We start from the raw sequence: 17041 nt of genomic DNA, 5'->3' as shown, positions 1-17041 counted from the left end.
GCGCCAAAGGAGATTTGCCCATGCCCGGAACATTCGAGACCCGCCTTGCAGAGCTTGGCGTCACCCTGCCCGACGCGGCCGCGCCGGCGGCCAATTACGTGCCGTTCGTGGAGGCGGGCGGGCTGCTTTACGTCAGCGGCCAGATCTCGATGGCCGATGGCCAGATGATCAAGGGCAAGCTCGGGGCGGACATGGAGGTGGAGGTCGGGGTTGCGGCGGCCAAAGCCTGCGCGATCAGCCTGCTGGCGCAGGTGAAGGCGGCCTGCGGGGGCGATCTCGACCGGCTGGAGCGGGTGGTGAAGCTGACGGCCTTCGTGAACTCGACCGCAGAGTTCGGCGACCAGCCGAAGGTGGTGAACGGGGCCTCGGACTTTCTGGTGGAGGCGCTGGGCGACGCGGGCCGCCATGCCCGCTCGGCGGTGAGCGCGGCCTCGCTGCCCTTTGGCGTGGCGGTGGAGATCGAGGGGATCTTCAAGCTGAAATGAACCTCCCCGAAAGCTTCCTCGCCGTGCCGATCGCGCATCGGGGCTATCACGACCGCGCCGCGGGACGGGTGGAAAACAGCCGCGCGGCCTTTGAGGCGGCGATCGCGGCCGGATACGGGATCGAGCTGGATCTGCAGCCGTCGAAGGATGGCGTGCCGATGGTGTTTCATGACTACGACCTCCGCCGGCTGACCGGCGAGACCGGGCCGGTGGCGCAGCGGACGGCGGAGGAGCTGGGGCAGATCACCCTGACCGGCGGCGGCGAGGCCGTGCCGACGCTTGCGGAGGTGCTGCGGCTCGTCGCTGGCCGGGTGCCGCTGCTCATCGAGATCAAGGATCAGGACGGCATACTGGGGCCGAACGTGGGTGCGCTGGAGCGGGCCTCGGCGGAGGCGCTGGCGGGTTACCGGGGCGATGTGGCGCTGATGAGCTTCAACCCGCATTCGATGGCCGCGATGGCGGAGCTGCTGCCCGAGGTGCCACGCGGGCTGGTAACCGATGACTACCGGCCCGAGGATTGGGAGACGATCCCCGAGGCGCGGCGGGCGGAGCTGCGGGAGATCCCGGACTACGACCGGGTGGGGGCCTGCTTCATCAGCCACAGGCACGGGGCGCTGGGCGACGCACGGGTGGCGGAGCTGAAGGCGCAGGGTGCCGAAATTCTGTGCTGGACGATCCGCAGCGCGGCGGAAGAGGCGAAGGCGCGCGAGATTGCCGCCAATGTGACCTTCGAGGGCTACGCCGCCGCTTGACGCCGCGGCGCGGCGAGCCAAGTCTGGCCTGGCTATGGATGGCAGCTCGGACATCACCATCGAGACCGTGGACAGCCTTGGCGCGGTGACGCCCGAGGCATGGGATGCCTGTGCCGCGCCGGGAAGGGGGCGGCCGGCCGATCCTTTCGTGACCTGGCGGTTTCTGAAAGCGCTGGAAGACAGCGGCTCGGTGGGCGGGCGCTCGGGCTGGCAGCCGACCTACCTGCTGGCGCGGGCGGGGGATGAGCTGATCGCCGTGGCGCCGATGTATGCCAAGTTTCACAGCCAGGGCGAATATGTCTTCGATCACTCCTGGGCCCATGCCTACGAGCGGGCGGGCGGCGAGTATTATCCGAAGTTGCAGATCGCCGCGCCCTTCACGCCGGTGCCGGGGCGGCGGTTTCTGGTGAAGCCGGGCTGGGAGCGGATCGGCATGAGCGCGCTGGTGCAGGGCGCGGTGCAGGTGGCGGCGCAGGCGGGGCTTTCGGGGGTGCATGCCACCTTCTGCACGGCGGAGGAGGCCGAGGCCGGGGCGCAGATGGGGCTGATGCACCGGCGGGGGCAGCAGTTTCACTGGGAGAACCGGGGGTATGGCGCGTTCGACGACTTCCTGGCCGCGTTGAGCAGCCGGAAGCGGAAGATGATCCGCAAGGAGCGGGCGCAGGCGCAGGGCTTTGGCGGGCGGATTGTGCGTTTGACCGGCGATCAGATCGAGCCCGCGCATTGGGATGCGTTCTGGCGGTTTTACCAGGACACCGGCGCGCGGAAGTGGGGCTCGCCCTACCTGACGCGGGCGTTCTTTGACGAGGCGCAGGCGCATCTGCGCGATGACATGCTTCTGGTGCTGGCGGAGCGCGAGGGCCGCTGGGTTGCGGGCGCGCTCAACTTCATCGGGCGCGACGCGCTCTTTGGCCGCTACTGGGGCTGCACCGAGCATCACCCCTGCCTGCATTTCGAGCTGTGCTACTATGTGGCCATCGAGGAGGCGATTGCGCGGGGGCTGGCCCGCGTGGAGGCCGGGGCGCAGGGCGAGCACAAGCTGGCGCGGGGCTACCTGCCGAAGGAGACGCACTCGCTGCATTGGGTGGCCGACGAGGGGTTTCGGCGCGCGATTGCGGATTTTCTGGAACAGGAAGCGCGGGCGGTGGATTACGAGATCGAGGTGCTGACGGGCTACGGGCCGTTCCGCCGCGAGCATCGGGAGGAGCAGGATTGACCCTTGAAGAGCTGGAAGCGGCGGGCTGGGAGAAGGAGGGCGAAGTTCTGGCGAAGAGCTTCCGGTTCCGGAATTTCTCGGAGGCCTTCGGGTGGATGGCGCGGGTGGCGCTGGCGGCCGAGAAGGCGGACCATCACCCGGATTGGTCGAATTCGTGGAACCGGGTGGACGTGCGGCTGACGACGCATTCGGCGGGGACGCTGACGGAGAAGGATTTGAAGCTGGCGTCGGTGATGGAGCGGTTGGCGGGGTAGAAGAACCTTCACGAAGATTATTCGGGGCGGAAGAACTCTCGTTGAAACCCTTCTTCGCGCGTCAGGCGGAAAAAGTCGTGAATAATGGTGGGCGGGTCTGAGGCGTAGCGCGGACGGCCGTTAGGCTCTGGTCATTCAAGATCGGAGCATTCTCATGCCGCAATCCGTTGCCCTCCTCGCACTTGTTTCGGCGCTGTTCTACTGCCTGGCCATGTTTGCCATGAAATCCTGGGCCTCGGTCCAGAGCCTTTGGGTCGTGCTGGTGATCGGTGCGGCGCTGCTGGCGGCGGGGGCCTTCGAGGCCTTTGCCCTGCAGCGCGAACGCCTCGGTTTGATCTACGTCGGGATCCTCGGGGCGGAAGTGGTTTTCATCGGCGTGGTGTCGCTGCTGCATTTCGAGGAGCGCTACACGCTGCGCGAAGGCCTCGGCATCGCGCTGGTGCTGGCGGGCGCGGCGATCGCCTGGAGTTGAGGGGAGGGCGCGCGGCTCGGGGCGCGCCACTGGCCGCAAGGAGGTCATCCTCGGGCCAGACCCGAGGATCTCCCGGTGGGTGAGAGATCCTCGGGTCGAGCCCGAGGATGACGGTGTCGTGGATCAGAGCTCGTCGAAGAGCGCAGGCGCGGCGGAGACGGAGCATTCGCCGGGGCCGCCCTCGAGGTTGAAGGTGGTCACCACGTTGTCGTGCAGGACCATGGCGTAGCGCAGCGAGCGGTTGATGAGGCCGGCGGGCGGGGCGTTGAAGGTCATGCCGATCTCCTTGGTGAAGGTGCCCTCGGGGTCGGCCAGCATGTGGATGCCCGCCTGCGCTGCGCCGGTGTCCTTGCCCCAGGCGTCCATCACGAAGGGGTCGTTGACCGAGACGCAGATGACCTCGGCCACGCCCTTGTCCTTCAGCATGTCCATGTTCTCGATGTAGCTCGGCACGTGCTTGGTGGAGCAGGTGCCGGTGTAGGCGCCGGGCAGGCCGAAGATGATGACCTTCTTGCCGGTGGTTATGTCTTTCAGAGCGATCTGCTCGGGGCCTTCGGCGCCCATGCGCACGAAAGTTGCCGATGGGATGGTGTCGCCTACCGAGATTTGCATGGTCCCTCTCCTTTATCTATTTGCTGTTCGCAGGTTTCGGACCATCAAATGCGCCGAACTGACGGAAAGGCAAGGGAGGTTGGGCATGGAGATCGTTGTGGTGGGCGCGGGGCAGGCGGGGTCGTCGCTGGTGAGCAAGCTGAGGGCGCTGGGCTTTGACGGCGGGATCACGCTGGTCGGCGAGGAGCCGGTGTTGCCCTACCAGCGGCCGCCGCTCTCCAAGGCCTACCTGCTGGGCGAGATGGAGCTGGAGCGGCTCTACCTGCGGTCGGAGGAGTTTTATGCCGAGCAGAACATCGTGCTGAAGCTCGGTGCGGCGGTGACCGGGATCGACCGGGAGCACAAGGCGCTCCACCTGGGCGAGGAGCGGCTGGGCTATGACCTGCTGGCGCTGACCACCGGAAGCACCCCGCGCCGGCTGCCGGCGGCGATCGGCGGCGACCTCGAGGGCGTGTTCACCGTGCGGACGCTGGCCGATATCGACCGGATGCAGCCGGAGCTGACGGCGGGCCGCAAGGCGCTGATCATCGGCGGCGGCTACATCGGGCTGGAGGCGGCGGCGGTTTGTGCCAAGCTGGGGCTCGACGTGACGCTGGTGGAGATGGCCGACCGGATCCTGCAGCGGGTCGCGGCGCCGCAGACCTCGGATTACTTCCGCGCCCTGCACGAGTGCCATGGCGTGGATATCCGCGAGGGGATCGGGCTGGAGAAGCTGCTGGGCGAGGGCCGGGTGAGCGGCGCGTTGCTGACCGATGGCGCGGAACTGGAGGCCGATGTGGTGATCGTGGGCGTGGGCATCACGCCCTGCACGCAGATTGCCGAGCTGGGCGGGCTGATGATCGAGAACGGGATCAGGACCGACGAATTTGGCCGCACTTCGGACCCCTCGATCTACGCGGCGGGCGATTGCGCCTCGTTCCCGCATGGGGGCGGGCGGGTCCGGCTGGAATCGGTGGGCAACGCGATCGACCAGGCGGAGCTGGTGGCCGAGAACATGCTGGGGGCGGAGAAGGCCTATGTGGCCAGGCCGTGGTTCTGGAGCGACCAGTATGACTGCAAGCTCCAGATCGCCGGGCTGAGCACCGGGTATGAGGAGATCGTCACGCGCGGGGAGGGAGATGCGGTGAGCTTCTGGTACTACGGGGGCGGCAGGCTGCTGGCGGTGGACGCGATGAACGACAGCCGGGCCTACATGGTGGGCAAGCGGCTGATCGAGGCGGGCAGGAGCCCGGACAAGGCGGCGATTGCCGACCCGGCGACCGAGCTGAAGGCCTTGCTCAAGGCGTGAGGATCGTTGGGGGCAAGTTTCGCGGCACCGCGCTGGCGGCGCTGGGCAAGGGGGATGCGGGGGCGCATTTGCGGCCCACGAGCGACCGGGTGCGGGAGGCGCTGTTCAACGTGCTGGCCTCGCGCGGGGGCGTGGAAGGCACAAGGGTGCTCGACCTTTTCGCCGGCACCGGGGCGCTCGGGCTGGAGGCGCTGAGCCGGGGCGCGGTGCATGTGACGGCGGTGGACGACGGGCAGAAGGCGCGGGCGCTGATCCGGGAGAACGTGGAGAAGCTGCGCGCCATGGGCGAGGTGAAGCTCTATCGCCGCGATGCCACGCGGATGGGCGAGAACCGGGGCGCGGGGTTTGACCTGGTGTTCCTCGATCCGCCCTATGGCAAGGGGCTGGGCCAACGCGCGCTGGCCTCTGCGGTGGCGGGCGGATGGATCGCGCCGGAGGCGCTGATCGTGTGGGAGGAATCGGCGCCGATGCAGGCGCCGGAGGGGTTTGACCTGATCGAGCACCGCGCCTATGGCGACACCCATATCACGCTGATGGAGAAGGCATGACACTCGAACTGGTCATATTCGATTGCGACGGGGTTCTGGTGGACAGCGAGGGGCCGCTCTCGGAGCTGGTGGTGGCGGACCTCGCCACGCGGGGCTTTGTGGTGAGCGCCGAGGACTTTCATGACCGCTTCACCGGCGGGACGATGAAGGATGTGGACCGGCGGCTGCGCGAGGCGGGGGCCGCGCTGCCGGAGGGCTGGGTGCCGTTCATCTACGAGCGCATCTTCGCCCGGATGGCCGCGGGGGTGGAGATGACGGAGGGCGCGGTGGCGCTGATCGACTGGCTGGAGGCGCGGGGCGTGGCGGTGGCGGTGGCGTCGAACGGGCCGATGCAGAAGATGCGCGGCTCGCTCGGGCCGAGCGGCCTGCTGGAGCGCCTGGGCGCGCGGGTGTTCTCGGCGCATGACCACGGCACCGCAAAGCCGGAGCCGGGGCTTTTGCTGCTCGCGGCGGAGGCGGCAGGCGTGGCGCCGGCGCGGGCGGTGATGGTGGACGACAGCCCGGTGGGCCATTGGGCGGCGCGGGATGCGGGGATGGGCTTTTTTGGCTACGTCGAGCATGGCAACGCGGCCAAGATGGAGGCCGAGGGCGTGGCGCTGGTGCACTCGATGGCGGGGCTGCGGGCGCGGCTGGAGGAGATGCTGGATGGATGAGCTGCCCGGCCATTTCTGCCCCGGCTGCGGCGTGGAGCGGAAGGCGTTTCTGCGCTACCCTTGGCACTTCTGCAACGACTGCCGGGCGCTGGCCTGTGACGGTGCGGGGCGGCGGATCGACTGTTTCAACACCGACTGGGGCGGCGGGTTCTGCTGGCGCTACGTCGACGAGACGGAGGAGGCGCTGCGGACCTGCCGGGGCGTGATCGCGCTCATCAAGGGGCGGCCCGCCTACCTGCACGAGGCGCGGTTCGGGGGCGTGGTGGCGGAGCCGCTGGGCTCGATGTCGAACCCGCGGCCGGAGGGTGTGTGTAAGATCACCGGGACGGAGCCGGTTGCGCCGCCGAAGCGGTGAGGCACCCGGGTGCGCCATGAATCCGCTCCCTACGGCGTGGCCTAACCGTAGGTCGGGTGGAACAGGCCGCCGGGCGAGAGGGTGAAGATCTCGGCGCCCTCGGCGGTGATGCCGACGGAATGCTCGAACTGTGCGGAGAGCGACTTGTCGCGGGTGACGGCCGTCCAGTCGTCGGCGAGCACCTTGGTCTCGGGGCGGCCGAGGTTTACCATCGGTTCGATGGTGAAGAACATGCCTTCTTCGAGCTTGGGCCCGGTGCCGGGGCGGCCGTAATGCAGCACGTTGGGCGGGGCGTGGAACACGCGGCCCAGCCCGTGGCCGCAGAAATCGCGCACCACCGACATGCGGTGGCTCTCGACAAAGCTCTGGATGGCGTGGCCGATATCACCGAAGGTGTTGCCGGGGCGCGCGGCCTCGATGCCGAGCATCAGCGCGTCATGGGTGACCTCGATCAGCCGTTCGGCCTTGCGGGGCAGCTTGCCGGCCACGAACATCCGCGAGGTATCCCCGAACCAGCCATCGACGATCACCGTCACGTCGATGTTGAGGATGTCGCCGTCCTTCAGCACCTTGTCGCCGGGGATGCCGTGGCAGACGACATGGTTGACCGAGATGCAGGAGGCGTGCTGGTAGCCCTTGTAGCCGATGGTGGCCGACTTGGCCCCGGCCTCGTTGACCAGCCGCTCGATCTCGGCGTCGATCGCGCCGGTGGTGGCGCCGGGCACGACGAGCGGGGCGCAGGCATCGAGGATCTCTGCCGCCAGCCGCCCTGCGGCGTGCATTCCGGCAAAGTCTGCCTCGCCGTGGATGCGAATCCCGTCTCGTGTCAGCCGCTCGCGCGTTTCGTCCATCGTTCTCGCCGTCTTTCGGAGTTTCAGGGTTCAAATAGTGCAACTGACCGCGAAACGCTAGCGCGGGTCTGGTCGCAGGGGGTTTCTGGCCGGAACGTTTTTTGACATGCCCGCGTTGAGACCTCGTGAACAGGGTGCACGCCGCGCCCCAAGAGACGTGTGACACAAGACAGGGACAGGACGAACGGGCATGGAATTTCTGAACGATCTGCTGACGACGCCGGTGGGCAGCGACAAGGTGCTGGGCGATTTTCTGACCATCGGCTTCATGGCCTCGGTGCTGGGCAGCGTGGTGACGGCGATCCTGATCCTGATCGCGGGCTACATCGTGGCCGGATGGGTGAAACGGCGGATCGTGGCGATCGCCGAGCGCAACGCCAAGCTGGACGAGACGCTGTTTCACTTTCTGGGAAACATCGTGCGCTGGATCATCCTTGGCTTCAGTTTCCTGATCATCCTCAACACCTTCGGGGTGCAGACCACCTCGATCATCGCCGCCATCGGTGCCGCCGGCCTCGCCGTGGGCCTTGCCTTGCAGGGCACGCTCTCGAACGTTGCGGGCGGTGTGATGATCATCGTGTTCCGCCCGTTCAAGCTGGGGGATTTCGTGGAGATCGACGGGCAGATGGGCACGGTGAAGGACATCAGCCTGAACACCACCGAGATCGCCGACCTCAGCAACGTGCAGGTGATCGTGCCCAACAGCGATGTCTGGGGAAATGTCATCAAGAACTACTCCACCAACAAGACCCGCCGGGCGGAGTGGACCTTTGGCGTGGGCTACGGGGTGAACCTGGCGCAGGCCGAGCAGGTGATCCGCGAGACGATCATGGCCGACGCGCGCAGCAAGGCCGAGCCGGAGCCGTTTTTCCAGGTGACGAACCTGGGCGACAGTTCGGTGGACTTTCTGGTGCGGGTCTGGGTCGATGCCTCGGAGTACTTTGCCTACAAAGCCGACATGACCCGGAAGGTGAAGGAGGCGCTGGACGAGGCCGACATCGACATCCCCTTTCCGACGCGGACCGTCTACACGGTGGCGGCCGAGTAGGGGAGGCCGATGGTGGGCGGATTGCCCGCCCTATGCGAGCGGAAGCGGTGCGCCCGGGGTGATTGCCTCGGGCGTTATGCTGCACGAAAGCGCCATGGCCTCGACGCCTGCGGCGCGGGCCTCGGTGAAGGCTGTGGCATAGGCCGGGTCGATATCGGCGGCGATGCCGACACGGGCGGCGTCGGTGCGCTGGACGAGGAAGAGCACCATGGCGCGATGGCCCTGCGCGGCCATGGCGGCGAGCTCGGCCATGTGGCGCGCGCCGCGGGCGGTGACGGTATCGGGAAACTCGGCGAGGCCGGGCGTGCGCATCAGCGTGACGCTCTTGACCTCGACGTAGCACGCGGGGCCCGACCCGGTGAGCAGAAAATCGACCCGGCTGCTTGCGCCATAGGGCACCTCGGCGCGGATCGCCTGGTAGCCGGTGAGGCCCGGCACCGCGCCTGCGGCCAGCGCCTCGGCCAGCGCCCGGTTCGGCAGGGCCGTGTCGATGCCGGTGAAGTCGCCGCTGTCGTGCTCTACCAGCCGCCAGCCGTAGTTCAGCTTTTTCTTCGGGTCGTCGTTGGGCTCCAGCCAGATCCGGGTGCCGGGCTCGGCCAGCCCGGTCATGGCGCCGGGGTTGGGGCAATGGGCCACCACCTCGCGGCCATCCTCCAGCACCGCATCGGCCAGGAAGCGCTTGTAGCGCCGCAGCAGGCGGGCCCGGACGAGGGGGGTGGCGAAGCGCATGGGGCGGGCCTATACCGGCAGGCAGCAAGGCTCAAGGACACTCCCCATGAACAACCCCACGGCTGCGATGCTGGTGATTGGCGACGAAATCCTCTCGGGGCGCACGCGCGACAGCAACATGCATCATCTGGCGGGGGAGCTGACCAAGCATGGCATCGACCTGCGAGAGGTGCGGGTGGTGAGCGACGAGCGGGCGGCGATCGTTTCGGCGGTGCAGGCGCTCTCGGTGCATTTCGACCATGTGTTCACCAGCGGCGGGATCGGGCCGACCCATGACGACATCACCGCGGAGGCGGTGGCCGAGGCCTTCGGCACCACCGCGCCGCAGCGGGAGGACGCGCTGAAGCTGCTGGGCGATCACTACGCCAGCCGGGGGATCGAGTTTACCGAGGCGCGCAAGCGGATGGCGCGGGTGCCGCCGGGGGCGGCGCTGATCGAGAACCCGGTGAGCATCGCCCCCGGCTTCACCATCGAGAACGTGCATGTGATGGCGGGCGTGCCTGCGGTGTTCGAGGCGATGGTGGCGGGCGTGCTGGCGACGCTGGCGGGCGGGGCGCCGCTGCTCTCGCAATCGCTGCGGGTGATGCGGGGCGAGGGCGTGGTGGCCGATCCGCTGGGCGCGCTGGCGGAGGAGTTCCGCGATCTCAGCTTCGGCTCCTACCCGTTTCAGCAGGATGGGATCTACGGCACCAACATCGTTGTCCGCGGGCAGGACGGGGCGCGGGTGGATGCCGCGATGGTGCGGCTGGTGGAGCTGTTCGGCACGTGACGCCGAGCCTCGACGCCCTCTTTGCCGCGATCGACGCGACATGGCCCGCGGTGCGCAGCATCCGGGCCGGCGCGTGGTGGGTGCGGGAGGGCGGCGGAGGCGGCAGCCGGGTGTCCTCGGCCACCACGGAGGACGAGGAGGCGGACCTCGGCTCGATGGAGGCCGCGCAGGCGGCGCTGGGCCAGCCCGCGCTGGTGCGGCTGCGGGGCGACCAGGCCCGGCTCGACGCGCGGCTCGCGGCGGCGGGCTACGCGGTGAAGGATCCGACCAACATCAGGGTGGCGCCGGTGGCGCGGCTGGCGGCAGGAGAGCTGCCGCGGGTGAGGGTGTTTGCTGTCGACTTTCCGCCGCTGGTGATCCAGCGCGAGATGTGGGCCGAGGGGGGCATCGGGCCGGAGCGGCTGGCGATCATGGAGCGGGCGGAGGGGCCGAAGACGGCGCTGCTGGGCCGTTCGAACGACACGCCGGCGGGCACGGCCTTTGTGGCGGTACAGGACGACATCGCCATGCTGCACGCGCTGGAGGTGCGCGAGGCGATGCGTCGGCAAGGAGCCGCCGTCAACATGATGCGTGGCGCGGCGCGCTGGGCACAAGATCACGGCGCGCGCTACATGACAGTTCTCGTCACGCAACAGAATGTGGCGGCGAATGCGTTGTATGAGCGGTTAGAAATGGATTTGGTGGGCCACTACCTGTATCGTCGGCGGCAGGCCCGGCAAGAGGCCGGATGAGAGGCATAGCATTGGCAAAGAACGAGAGCGTCACGGCGCTCGACCTTCCCATGGTCGACCCGCTCCCCGAAGCGACGGCAAAGTACTTTCGCATCTGCGAGGAAAAGCTCGGGATGGTGCCGAACGTGCTCAAGGCCCATGCCTTCGACATCGACAAGCTCAATGCCTTCACCGCGCTCTACAACGACCTGATGCTGGCCGAGAGCGGGCTGACCAAGCTGGAGCGGGAGATGATTGCCGTGGTGGTCTCCTCGATCAACCATTGCTTCTATTGCCTTGTGGCACATGGGCAGGCGGTGCGGGCGCTCAGCGGCGACCCGGTGTTGGGTGAGCAGCTGGTGATGAATTACCGCGTCGCCGACTTGCCGGCGAAGCAGCGGGCGATGCTCGATTTCGCTGCAAAATTGACAGAATCCTGCGCGAAGGTGGATGATGAAGACCGCGCCGCGCTGCGCGCCGCAGGTTGGAGCGACCGGGATATCTGGGATATCGCCTCGGTGACCGGGTTCTTCAACATGACGAACCGCGTGGCGACGGCAACGGAAATGAAACCGAACCCGGAGTATCACGGCCTGAGTCGATGAACTTGCGTACGGCCCTCCTGGCCGCAGCGTTTCTGACCCCGATCACGATGGCGGGGGCGAGCGGTGCCGATGCCCTCAAGCTGGAGTTTCCGGCCGGTGCCCGCCAGACGGCGGAGCAGGTGGAAACGCTGGGCAGCTACCGTCTGCCGATCAGCCCGTTCCGCAACGGCGACATGCAGAGCGTCTGGGCCGAGGGGCAGGTGCGCCAGCAGGCCTGGCAGGTGCAGGCGCGGGGCATGACCACGCTGCAACTGCTCGCCCCGCTGCGCGCGCAGGTGGAGGCCTCGGGGTTCGAGGTGATCTTCGAATGTGAGGCGCGGGAGTGCGGCGGGTTTGACTTTCGCTATGCGACCGAGAACCTGCCCGAGCCGGACATGCATGTGGACCTTGGCGATTACCGCTTCATGGCCGCGCACCGGATGGGCGAGGAGAAGCCGGAGTACGTGGCCTTCCTGGTGAGCCGGTCGGCGGGCCGGGGGTTTGTGCAGATCACCCGCGTCGGGCCGGAAGAGGCGGAGGCCGACGTGCTGGTGGCCTCGACAAAGACTCCGGACCTTGGCGAAAGCCTGATCGACGAAGGCGACGAGGATGATCTGGCCGGGCCGCTGCTTGGTTTCTCGACGCCCTCGACCACGGTGATGCCGCTCACGCAGCAGCTCGAGATTCACGGGCGCGCGGTGCTGGAGGACCTGGCCTTTGCCACCGGCTCCTCGCAGCTGGAGGTCGGGGAGTACACGTCTCTCGACCTGCTGGCGGGTTACCTGAAGACCCACCCGGAGCGGTCGGTCGTGCTGGTGGGCCACACGGATGCGGAGGGCTCGCTCGCGGGCAATATCGCGCTGTCGAAGAAGCGGGCCGGGGCGGTGGAGGCGCGGCTGACCGCGCTGGGCGTGCCGGCCAGCCAGATCAAGGCGGAGGGCGTGGGCTTTCTCTCGCCGATCACCTCCAACCTGACCGAGGAGGGCCGGGAGGCCAACCGGCGGGTCGAGGCTATTCTCAGTTCGACGGAGTAGCGGTGCCTGGCGCGCCGGAGTCGGGAAAAGTCCCGACCTGCGGGCGGGCCAGGGCCTCGAGCAGGTGGCGCAGGGCGGCGCGGTAGGGCGCGGGGTCGGCGCCCTCGGCCACGGCCAGCGCGGCGCGGTCGAACATGGCGGAGAGCAGCTGGGCGGTTTGCGGGATCGGGGCCGCGAGATGCAGGGCGGTGAGCGCCTCTTGCAGGGTGGCGCCGCCAGTCCGGGCGTCGAGCGCCGCGACCTCGGCGGGGCCGAGCACGGCGGGGGCCTCGACCAGCAGCAGACGGGCGCGGCCCGGAGCCCCCATGGCGGAAAAATAGGCATCTGCCCCGGCAAGCAGGGCCTCGGGCACGGGCATTTCGGCGGGTGCGGCGGCGCGAATCGCGGCGGCCACGGCCTCGGCTTCGGCCTGGATCACGGCGCGGAAGAGGTCTGTCTTGTCGGCAAAATGGTGGTAGAGCGCGCCGCGGGTCATGCCCGCCGCCGCGACCAGTTCGGGCGTGCCGGTGGCGGCGAAGCCCTTGTTCACAAAGCAGGTTCTGGCCGCGGCGAGCAGCGCCTCGCGGGTTTCGCGGCGGCGGTCCTCGTTCGAGCGGCGGGTGGATCTTGATTGCATACATGCAGCCTGTATGTTTATCTCTCGACAGATACATGCAGAGTGTATGTATTTTCAGCGAAGGAGAGAAGCCATGAAGTGCACGCAGTATTACCCGGTTCTCCTGTGCGAGGATGTCGCTGCTCGTGCGGCCTTCTACAGGCGGCACTTCGGCTTTCGGGCACTGTTCGAAGCGGATTGGTACGTGCATCTGCAATCGGCGGAGGACGAAGGCGTGAACCTGGCGCTGCTCCAGCGGGATCATGCGACGATTCCCGCCGCCGGACGGGGCGCGGATGCGGGCGGGCTGCTGCTGAATTTCGAGGTGCCGGACGTGGACGCGGTGCATGGGCGGCTCGTGGCGGAGGGCCTGCCGATGCTGCTGGACCTGCGGTCGGAGGACTTTGGCCAGCGGCATTTCATCACCGCCGATCCGGGGGGCGTGATGATCGACGTGATCACGCCGATCCCGCCGTCGGAGGCCTTTGCGGCGCAGTTCGACGCGGGCGCCTTGCCGGGATGACAAAAGGAAAAGGCCGGGCGCTGTGCCCGGCCAGTCTGACCTTGTCAGGGAGATCTCGTCAGCAGCTTACCAGGTATCGGGGCCCTTGGCGGCGAAGCTCTGCACCAGAAAGTCGATGAAGGCGCGGACCTTGGGCTGGGTGAAGCGGCCGGGCGGGTAGACAGCGTAGATGCCCAGCATCTCCACCGGCAGATCCGGGATCGCCTCCTGCACCAGGCCGGCCTTCTCGGCCTCGCAGTAGAGGAAGTTGGGGAGGTAGGCGATGCCCAGGCCCGAGATCGCGGCGTTGAGCAGCGACTGGCCGTCGTTGACGGTAAGCCAGCCGGCGGTGCGGACCTGGCGCTTTTCGCCCGAGGGGGCGGTCAGCTTCCAGACGTTGCCGGAGGACTGGTTGGAGTAGTGCAGGAGCTTGTGCTCGTTCAGGTCGTCGATCTTTTCGGGGCGGCCATATTTTTCGAAATAGGCGGGCGAGGCGATCATGCGCTTGGTGGTGTCGGCCAGCTTGCGGGCGCGCAGGGTGGAATCCTCCAGCTCGCCGATGCGGATGGCCATGTCGAAGCCCTCGGAGATCAGCTCGACGTAGCGGTTGTTGAGCACCATGTTGACGGTGATGTCGGGGAACTCGCGGAGGAATTCGCCGAGCACCGGGCTCAGGTGGTTCACGCCGAAGTCTGTGGCGACGGAGATGCGCAGGAGGCCCGAGGGGGCGGATTGCATGGAGGTCACCAGCGCGTCGGCCTCTCCGGCATCGTTGAGCACGCGGCGGGCGCGGTCGTAATAGGCGAGGCCGATCTCGGTGGGAGAGACGCGGCGGGTCGTCCGGTTGAGGAGGCGTGCACCGAGGCGGGCCTCCAGGGAGGAGACGTGCTTGGAAACGGCGGATTTGGAGATCCCCATCTTCTTCGCCGCATCCGTGAAGCCACCCTGGTCAACGACCGTGGCGAAGGCCTCCATTTCGGTCAGACGATCCATGCCGATACCTCTGCTCGTGTTCTTGTCGGGCTTTGGTATGGGCGCGAATTCGGGCGCAATTGGGACGGGAGCCGGACATTACCGGGGAAATGGCGGCGATTGTCGGGCAGGGAGAAACGGGTGGACCTTGCGGAAGGCGGGATGCGGAGGCGGGCGCATGGCCCGCCCCCGGCTGAGAAAGGCGTGTTGTCAGGCGGCCTTGCGCTCGTGGGTGCCTTCCTCGATCTCCTCGACGATCTTGGAGACGAAGGCCTTGAGGTCGTCGGGCTTGCGGGAGGTGACGATGCCGTTGTCGGCCACCACCTCGCGGTCGACCCACTGGGCGCCGGCGTTCTGCACGTCGGTCTTGATCGAGTGGTAGGAGGTCATCTCGCGGCCCTTGGCGATGCCCGCCTCGACCAGCACCCAGGGGGCGTGGCAAACGGCAGCGATCGTCTTTCCGGCGTCGAAAAAGTCGCGCACCAGCTTGAGCACGTCGTCCTCGACGCGCAGCAGGTCGGGGTTGATCTGGCCGCCGGGGATGACGAGGGCATCGTAATCGGCGGCGCTCACCTCGGAGATGCGGGCGTCGGCCTCGGCCTCGCGGCCCCAGTCGGAGCCCTCCCAACCCTTGATCGGCTTGCCGTCGAGGGTGGCGACGTGGACGGTTGCGCCCTTGGCGCGGAGCTGGTCGCGGGGAAACTCGAGCTCGGATTGCTCGAAGCCCATGGTGGAGATGATCAGGATCTTGGCGTCTTCGATGCGGGGCATGATGTGCTCCTTTCTTCGCGTTTCGGAATCGGCACACCAACGGGGCGGGCGCGGGGTTGTTCCTTCACGGATGGGCGAGAGGGTGCCGAGGGGCGGGCGCCGGGCTTTCTCGGCGGAAGATGGCGTGGGCGGCGGGGGCGGCTCAGCGGCAAAAGGACCAGGGGGCGGGCACCGGCCGGCACTGGCGGGAAGGCGCGGGTGCCGGATGCGCGATTTGGCGGCGCGGCGCCGTGGGGCGGGCGCATTGCGCGAGAGGCATGGAAACCGGCCGGGCGGCGGACTTACCTCTCTCTCGCAGGCCGCGGTGCGATGACAGCCGGGGCCGCTAACCCAACAAGAGGAAATGAGAGCAATGACCAAGATCATGATGACCGCCGCCACCCTCGCCGCCCTGGCCGCAGCCCCGCTGATGGCGCAGGACACGCCGATGGTGGAGGACGCGGATGGCAGCGGCACCTTCTCGATGGAGGAGATGCAGGTGGCTTATCCGGAGATCACCGAGGAGATCTTTGGCGAGATCGACACCTCCGCCGATGGCGAAGTGGATACCGCCGAATGGGAGGCCGCCGTGGCGGCGGGCCTTCTGACCTCCGGCTGAGGCCGGAGCGGGCGGCGGGGCCGAAAACCCCATTCCCAGGAGCCTCGCCGCCCTGACCTTGCCAGTGGCATGCTTGCGTGAGGCCGCCAGCCGGAGCGATCCGGCTGGCGGTTCTTGCTTGCCTTCCGTGGGGTGCACTGCGAGCCTTGAGGGGAACAGGCGGGAGAGAATGCGATGGATGTGCCGGCAAAGATGCGGGGAATGGTGCTGCTCGGACACGGTGGCCCGGAGATGCTGGCTTGGCGCGAGGATCTGCCGGTACCGCAGCCGGGGCCCGGCGAGGTGCTGGTGAAGGTGGGGGCCTCGGCGGTGAACAACACCGATATCAACACGCGGATCGGCTGGTACTCGAAATCCGTGAGGGGTGACACGGCGAGCGGGGCGGGCGGCTATGGCGGCGCGGAGGCGGGCGATGGTGCCTGGTCAGGGGCGCTGCAGTTTCCGCGCGTGCAGGGCGCCGATTGCTGCGGGCGGATCGTGGCGGTGGGCGCCGGTGTGGACGAGGGCCGCCTGGGCGAGCGGGTGCTGCTGCGGCCGATGTACAACCCCCACGGTGGACCCTTTCACCTCGAGACCCTCGGCTCGGAGCGCGACGGCGCTTTTGCGGAGTTTCTTGCCATTGGCGCCAAGGATGCGCTGAAGGTGGAGAGCGATCTGAGCGACGTGGAGCTGGCGAGCTTTCCCTGCGCCTATTCCACCGCCGAGGGGATGCTGGCGCGGGTGCAGCCCCGGAAGGGCGAGCGGGTGCTGATCACCGGGGCGAGCGGGGGCGTCGGCTCGGCGGCGATCCAACTGGCGGCGCGGCGCGGGGCCGAGGTGGTGGCCGTGACCAGCCCCTCGAAGGCCGATGCGGTGCGCGCACTGGGTGCGGCGGAGGTGCTGGGGCGCGACGATCCCCTGCCGGAGAAGAGCGTGGAGGTGGTGGTGGACCTCGTCGGCGGGCCGCGCTGGCCGGAACTGGTGGAGGCGCTGCGCCCGGGGGGGCGTTACGCGGTTTCGGGGGCGATCGCGGGGCCGATCGTGGAGCTGGACCTGCGCACGCTCTACCTGCACGACCTCACCTTTCATGGCAGCACGTTTCAGCCCGACCACGTGTTTGCCGACCTTGTGCGCTACATCGAGCGCGGCGAGGTGGCGCCCGTGGTTGCGCAGGTCTTCGCGCTGCGGGACATGGCGGCGGCGCAGGAGGCGTTCATGGCCAAGGGCCACGTGGGGAAGATCGGGCTGGAGGTGGCCTGAGGCG

23 protein-coding genes are annotated in these 17041 nt (G+C 68.1%); 17 read left to right on the top strand and 6 right to left on the bottom strand.

The window, feature by feature from the left end; genetic code table 11:
- The first annotated feature begins 20 nt into the window (after window positions 1–20).
- From BUR94_RS14850 to BUR94_RS14830, 5 genes are all read left to right on the top strand, one after another.
- Entirely contained in the window at window positions 21–485 is a 465-nt protein-coding gene (locus tag BUR94_RS14850) for a RidA family protein (protein ID WP_074256966.1), read from the top strand.
- On the top strand, window positions 482–1237 hold the full coding sequence (locus BUR94_RS14845) for a glycerophosphodiester phosphodiesterase family protein (protein WP_074256965.1): 756 nt from the start codon (window positions 482–484) through the stop codon (window positions 1235–1237). Before BUR94_RS14850 ends, BUR94_RS14845 begins: the two co-directional genes overlap by 4 nt.
- A gap of 34 nt (window positions 1238–1271) precedes the next feature.
- On the top strand, window positions 1272–2453 hold the full coding sequence (locus BUR94_RS14840) for a GNAT family N-acetyltransferase (RefSeq protein ID WP_074256964.1): 1182 nt from the start codon (window positions 1272–1274) through the stop codon (window positions 2451–2453).
- Window positions 2450–2707: a 4a-hydroxytetrahydrobiopterin dehydratase gene (locus BUR94_RS14835; protein WP_074256963.1), complete on the top strand. Its 258-nt coding sequence runs from the start codon at window positions 2450–2452 to the stop codon at window positions 2705–2707. Before BUR94_RS14840 ends, BUR94_RS14835 begins: the two co-directional genes overlap by 4 nt.
- A gap of 154 nt (window positions 2708–2861) precedes the next feature.
- Entirely contained in the window at window positions 2862–3179 is a 318-nt protein-coding gene (locus BUR94_RS14830) for a hypothetical protein (RefSeq protein WP_074256962.1), read from the top strand.
- 123 nt (window positions 3180–3302) lie between these two features.
- On the opposite strand, the gene BUR94_RS14825 is transcribed toward BUR94_RS14830, so the two are convergent.
- Window positions 3303–3791: a peroxiredoxin gene (locus tag BUR94_RS14825; protein ID WP_074256961.1), complete on the bottom strand. Its 489-nt coding sequence runs from the start codon at window positions 3789–3791 to the stop codon at window positions 3303–3305.
- 85 nt (window positions 3792–3876) lie between these two features.
- Between BUR94_RS14825 and BUR94_RS14820 the strand changes: the two genes are divergently transcribed.
- Genes BUR94_RS14820 through BUR94_RS14805 form a run of 4 tightly spaced genes read left to right on the top strand, consistent with a single transcriptional unit; the run spans window position 3877 to window position 6635 of the window.
- Window positions 3877–5079 (top strand): NAD(P)/FAD-dependent oxidoreductase, encoded by a 1203-nt coding sequence (locus BUR94_RS14820; protein ID WP_074256960.1) that lies wholly within the window; start codon window positions 3877–3879, stop codon window positions 5077–5079.
- Complete coding sequence (gene rsmD, locus BUR94_RS14815) at window positions 5076–5627, top strand: 16S rRNA (guanine(966)-N(2))-methyltransferase RsmD (RefSeq protein WP_074256959.1); 552 nt, start codon at window positions 5076–5078, stop codon at window positions 5625–5627. Before BUR94_RS14820 ends, rsmD begins: the two co-directional genes overlap by 4 nt.
- Window positions 5624–6280, top strand: coding sequence for an HAD family hydrolase (locus BUR94_RS14810; RefSeq protein WP_074256958.1), 657 nt, complete (start codon window positions 5624–5626; stop codon window positions 6278–6280). The genes rsmD and BUR94_RS14810 overlap by 4 nt, the downstream gene beginning before the upstream one ends.
- A complete protein-coding gene (locus BUR94_RS14805) occupies window positions 6273–6635 on the top strand; it encodes a hypothetical protein (protein ID WP_074256957.1) in 363 nt (120 codons plus the stop codon). Before BUR94_RS14810 ends, BUR94_RS14805 begins: the two co-directional genes overlap by 8 nt.
- Window positions 6636–6676: 41 nt before the next feature.
- On the opposite strand, the gene map is transcribed toward BUR94_RS14805, so the two are convergent.
- Complete coding sequence (gene map / locus BUR94_RS14800; RefSeq protein WP_074256956.1) at window positions 6677–7486, bottom strand: type I methionyl aminopeptidase; 810 nt, start codon at window positions 7484–7486, stop codon at window positions 6677–6679.
- A gap of 190 nt (window positions 7487–7676) precedes the next feature.
- Here map and BUR94_RS14795 point away from each other — a divergent pair, with 190 nt between their 5' ends.
- Window positions 7677–8534, top strand: coding sequence for a mechanosensitive ion channel family protein (locus BUR94_RS14795; protein ID WP_074256955.1), 858 nt, complete (start codon window positions 7677–7679; stop codon window positions 8532–8534).
- A 30-nt stretch (window positions 8535–8564) separates the two neighbouring features.
- Here BUR94_RS14795 and sfsA read toward each other — a convergent pair whose 3' ends face one another.
- Window positions 8565–9263, bottom strand: a complete 699-nt coding sequence (sfsA, locus tag BUR94_RS14790; RefSeq protein WP_074256954.1) for a DNA/RNA nuclease SfsA — start codon at window positions 9261–9263, stop codon at window positions 8565–8567.
- Between the two features lie 46 nt (window positions 9264–9309).
- On the opposite strand from sfsA, the gene BUR94_RS14785 reads away from it, so the two are divergent.
- The 4 genes from BUR94_RS14785 to BUR94_RS14770 are packed head-to-tail and all read left to right on the top strand — an operon-like array spanning window position 9310 to window position 12360.
- Window positions 9310–10032: a competence/damage-inducible protein A gene (locus BUR94_RS14785; RefSeq protein WP_074256953.1), complete on the top strand. Its 723-nt coding sequence runs from the start codon at window positions 9310–9312 to the stop codon at window positions 10030–10032.
- Complete coding sequence (locus tag BUR94_RS14780; protein WP_074256952.1) at window positions 10029–10763, top strand: GNAT family N-acetyltransferase; 735 nt, start codon at window positions 10029–10031, stop codon at window positions 10761–10763. The genes BUR94_RS14785 and BUR94_RS14780 overlap by 4 nt, the downstream gene beginning before the upstream one ends.
- Window positions 10760–11347, top strand: a complete 588-nt coding sequence (locus BUR94_RS14775) for a peroxidase-related enzyme (protein WP_074256951.1) — start codon at window positions 10760–10762, stop codon at window positions 11345–11347. The genes BUR94_RS14780 and BUR94_RS14775 overlap by 4 nt, the downstream gene beginning before the upstream one ends.
- Window positions 11344–12360, top strand: a complete 1017-nt coding sequence (locus tag BUR94_RS14770) for an OmpA family protein (RefSeq protein ID WP_245794482.1) — start codon at window positions 11344–11346, stop codon at window positions 12358–12360. Before BUR94_RS14775 ends, BUR94_RS14770 begins: the two co-directional genes overlap by 4 nt.
- Here BUR94_RS14770 and BUR94_RS14765 read toward each other — a convergent pair.
- Window positions 12344–12976 carry a TetR/AcrR family transcriptional regulator gene (locus tag BUR94_RS14765; protein WP_084193055.1) on the bottom strand — a complete coding sequence of 211 codons (633 nt, stop codon included), beginning with the start codon at window positions 12974–12976 and terminating at the stop codon, window positions 12344–12346. The two genes, BUR94_RS14770 and BUR94_RS14765, sit on opposite strands and share 17 nt — an antisense overlap.
- Before the next feature lie 73 nt (window positions 12977–13049).
- Between BUR94_RS14765 and BUR94_RS14760 the strand changes: the two genes are divergently transcribed.
- Window positions 13050–13478 carry a VOC family protein gene (locus tag BUR94_RS14760; protein WP_074256949.1) on the top strand — a complete coding sequence of 143 codons (429 nt, stop codon included), beginning with the start codon at window positions 13050–13052 and terminating at the stop codon, window positions 13476–13478.
- Window positions 13479–13544: 66 nt separating this feature from the next.
- Here the strand turns inward: BUR94_RS14760 and BUR94_RS14755 are convergent, their stop codons facing one another.
- Together BUR94_RS14755 and BUR94_RS14750 are read right to left on the bottom strand one after the other, a co-directional pair.
- Window positions 13545–14450 carry a LysR family transcriptional regulator gene (locus BUR94_RS14755; RefSeq protein WP_074256948.1) on the bottom strand — a complete coding sequence of 302 codons (906 nt, stop codon included), beginning with the start codon at window positions 14448–14450 and terminating at the stop codon, window positions 13545–13547.
- Window positions 14451–14639: 189 nt separating this feature from the next.
- Window positions 14640–15200 (bottom strand): type 1 glutamine amidotransferase domain-containing protein, encoded by a 561-nt coding sequence (locus BUR94_RS14750; RefSeq protein ID WP_074256947.1) that lies wholly within the window; start codon window positions 15198–15200, stop codon window positions 14640–14642.
- A 352-nt stretch (window positions 15201–15552) separates the two neighbouring features.
- Here BUR94_RS14750 and BUR94_RS14745 point away from each other — a divergent pair, with 352 nt between their 5' ends.
- A complete protein-coding gene (locus BUR94_RS14745) occupies window positions 15553–15798 on the top strand; it encodes an EF-hand domain-containing protein (RefSeq protein WP_074256946.1) in 246 nt (81 codons plus the stop codon).
- 174 nt (window positions 15799–15972) lie between these two features.
- Complete coding sequence (locus BUR94_RS14740; RefSeq protein WP_074256945.1) at window positions 15973–17037, top strand: alcohol dehydrogenase family protein; 1065 nt, start codon at window positions 15973–15975, stop codon at window positions 17035–17037.
- Window positions 17038–17041: the final 4 nt, after the last annotated feature.

The sequence above is a fragment of the Vannielia litorea genome (genome assembly GCF_900142295.1).
GTDB classification, from domain to species: Bacteria; Pseudomonadota; Alphaproteobacteria; order Rhodobacterales; family Rhodobacteraceae; genus Vannielia; species Vannielia litorea.
The sequence above is the reverse complement of the archived record's forward strand: the minus strand, read 5'-3'. Positions and strand labels throughout refer to the sequence as shown.